This is a genomic window from Intestinibacillus sp. Marseille-P6563 (assembly GCF_900604335.1).
Lineage (GTDB): Bacteria > Bacillota > Clostridia > Oscillospirales > Butyricicoccaceae > Butyricicoccus_B.
This window is the reverse complement of the sequence record NZ_UWOD01000011.1, coordinates 1-1,365: the sequence shown is the minus strand read 5'-3', so window position 1 is coordinate 1,365 and position 1,365 is coordinate 1. Positions and strand designations below refer to the sequence as shown.

The window sequence follows — 1,365 nt, the reverse complement described above, 5'->3', positions numbered from 1 at the left end:
TGCCCAGAATCAGCGGAGTATTAGTGAGCTTGTGGCTGAGTGGGCTAGCCGCGAGGCCCGCAAAACTGCCAGAAAGACAGGGGTTGCTCTGCCTGATCTTGAGCAGCTATCCCTTGACTGAGCCCCCATCAGCTTTTTGGAGCGGTGGGGGGTGCAGGGGGGAACGCCCTGCAAAGCTATGGGTTGGCACTATCCAGCGGCGGCGATGCTGCCCGTACAATGGCAAGACGACGGCGGGGGGCTGATGTGAACATCAGCTTCCCGTTGGCGGCGTAGCCGCAGGACGGGGCAGCATGGCGTCCGTCAAGGGCGGCCCTGATCAGGGCCGGGGGTGGAGATTTTCGCCCGGCGAAAATACTACCCCGTCCCTTGATGGACGGCAAGCCAGAGCGGCAGTAGGAAGCACAGACTTACGGTGAAGGTAAGGGGGGGAGTATGAGGGGGGGAACGCCCTCATATATCCGTAAGGGCATATCCTTACGGATATAGAAAAGAGGGATTCAAAATTAGAGTCTCAGAAAACCCCTTAATACAGTCTTTTTTAGGGAAGAATAAGGGTTAAAACCTCAAAAATCCCCTGATTCTACGCTTTTTTTGGGAACCTTGCTTGTTATAATACTTTATAGCGGATGTTATAAGATCTTATCACAAAACACACATTTCGATTATAACAAAATATTGACAATTGCGAAAAATATATTATAATCTAATTATTACAATCGAGAAGGTGAGAAAAGGATGGACAAGCAATATGACCCCAATACTAATATCGCCTATATATCCAGAACAAAGCGATATATAGACGAGGACGGCAATGAAGGGACTCAAACCGAGGTTTATAAAAAAACCTATGGCGGCAAGCATTTTTGGCGTGTATGGTTGGGAGATTTGCTTTATACCCTTGGTCTGATTAACAACAGCAAGCAACTTGATGTTGTCTTCTATGTTCTGGATAATACTGACCCTGCAAATAACTTGTACATAGGCACTATCAGAAAAACCGTTGAAGAAACTGGCGTCTCTCTTGGTACAGTATCTGCTATTTTCAAGAAAATGCAGGATGTAGATATGATTGTCAAACAGCAAAATGGGGTGTATAAGGTCAAGCCCAATCTGCTGATGAAAGGTGATGATAGCAAGAAACAACGTCTTGTTATCGAGTACGAAAAGATTAAGCGAGAGGAGGAGCAAAAACATGAAAGACCAGATGATAGAGATGCAATGGACGAAAACTGAAACCATGTGGATCAATGAACATTTCTGGGACATGGTTTCTTGCCTTGACGAACGCTTAAAAGTTCTAGATTATCTGATGAACCACCGGACAGGGCAATACGCTATTGGCACTATCAAAAAAATTTCAGA

1 protein-coding gene is annotated in these 1,365 nt (G+C 45.8%); it reads left to right on the top strand.

The genetic code is table 11. The annotated features are described in order from the left end of the window. The first annotated feature begins 738 nt into the window (after positions 1–738). Positions 739–1,236 (top strand): replication/maintenance protein RepL, encoded by a 498-nt coding sequence (locus tag EFB11_RS16635; RefSeq protein WP_122791484.1) that lies wholly within the window; start codon positions 739–741, stop codon positions 1,234–1,236. The last annotated feature ends 129 nt before the right edge of the window (positions 1,237–1,365 follow it).